This window comes from Janthinobacterium violaceinigrum (assembly GCF_009208555.1).
In the GTDB taxonomy this organism is placed as follows: domain Bacteria; phylum Pseudomonadota; class Gammaproteobacteria; order Burkholderiales; family Burkholderiaceae_D; genus Janthinobacterium; species Janthinobacterium violaceinigrum.
Window position 1 is genome coordinate 1 of sequence record NZ_WFLI01000133.1, and the last position, 288, is coordinate 288.

Sequence of the window (288 nt, forward strand, 5' to 3'; positions counted from 1 at the left end):
GCGCGGCCAGCGCTTGTGTCGTGCTGATCGTCAGGTCGCCTGCCGTGCCCAGTTTGCCATCAGCCTGCATGCCGGCGCCAAGCAGGCTGCTTGCGCTGCTGTCGAGGGTTTTCGCCGTCAGGCTGGTGTTGCCCTGCGCCGCGATGACGCCCGTGTTGACGATGGCGCCGCTGGTGGTCAAAGTCTGGTTGCCGGCAGCATACAGGCTGCCCGTATTGCTCAAGGTATCGAGCGTGCTGCTCAAGTTGGCGCCGGCAAACACGTTGCCTGCGGTATTGTTCAAGTTCG

General features: G+C 63.5%; 1 protein-coding gene. It reads right to left on the reverse strand.

The genetic code is table 11. The features are described 5' to 3' along the window. A partial coding sequence (locus GCN75_RS28965) for a hypothetical protein (RefSeq protein ID WP_152285388.1) occupies window positions 1–288 on the reverse strand: 288 nt, incomplete at both ends.